Origin of the sequence: Mycolicibacter sinensis (assembly GCF_001667375.1) — a bacterium.
GTDB classification, from domain to species: Bacteria; Actinomycetota; Actinomycetes; order Mycobacteriales; family Mycobacteriaceae; genus Mycobacterium; species Mycobacterium sinense_A.
Genome location: NZ_LZIN01000100.1, coordinates 1 through 734 on the forward strand (window position 1 = coordinate 1; position 734 = coordinate 734).

The window sequence follows — 734 nt, forward strand, 5'->3', positions numbered from 1 at the left end:
CGTGGTGGGAACCTCTGCGGTGGTCTATCCGGCGGCCAGCCTGCCCGAGCTGGCACTGGAGCAGCGCAAGACCGTCACCGAGGTTGTCGCCCCCGAGCCGGAGTCGCGGCTGCGGGAGGCCGCCGGTCAAGCGGCGGCCGCGGCGCCGGTGCCGGTGAGCGTCGTGGCCAGCACCGTCGAGGCGTTGGATGCCGGCGAACCGTTCGATGCGATCGTGTGCTCCCTGGTGTTGTGCTCGGTCGAGCAGCCCCGCGAGGTGCTGCGCCAACTGCTCGCGTTGCTCAAGCCCGGCGGAGAGCTGCGCTATTTCGAGCACGTCGCCAGCGCCGGGGCGCGGGGCGGGCTGCAGCGACTGGCCGACGCCACGTTCTGGCCGAAGCTGTTCGGGAATTGTCATACCCACCGCGACACCGAGCAGATGATCACCGACGCCGGCTTCACCGTCGGGACATCCCGGCGCGGCCATCAGTTTCCGGCGTGGGCGCCGGTACCGGTGTCGGAGTTCGCGCTGGGTCGTGCCAACCGCCCGGCCTGAGCCGCGTTAACCCAACAGCGAGGGCAGTCGCTGCAGCAAGCCGGGTAATGCCGCCGAGGCGGTGTCGCGGATGCTCACCGTGGCTCTGGCGGACAGCGGCGTCGCTTCGGGGTTGACCTCGATGACGGTCTTGCGCTGCTCCAGTGCCAGCTCGGGCAGGCTGGCCGCCGGATAGACCACCGCAGAGGTTCCCACCACG

General features: G+C 70.6%; 1 protein-coding gene and 1 pseudogene. One reads left to right on the plus strand and one right to left on the minus strand.

The window, feature by feature from the left end; all coding sequences use genetic code 11:
- Nucleotides 1-535 (plus strand): class I SAM-dependent methyltransferase (locus A5771_RS20460; protein WP_109401228.1); only part of this gene is annotated, 535 nt, incomplete at its 5' end.
- 6 nt (nucleotides 536-541) lie between these two features.
- On the opposite strand, the pseudogene A5771_RS20465 reads toward A5771_RS20460, so the two are convergent.
- Nucleotides 542-734: pseudogene (locus A5771_RS20465) on the minus strand (NAD-dependent protein deacylase); the annotation flags it as partial.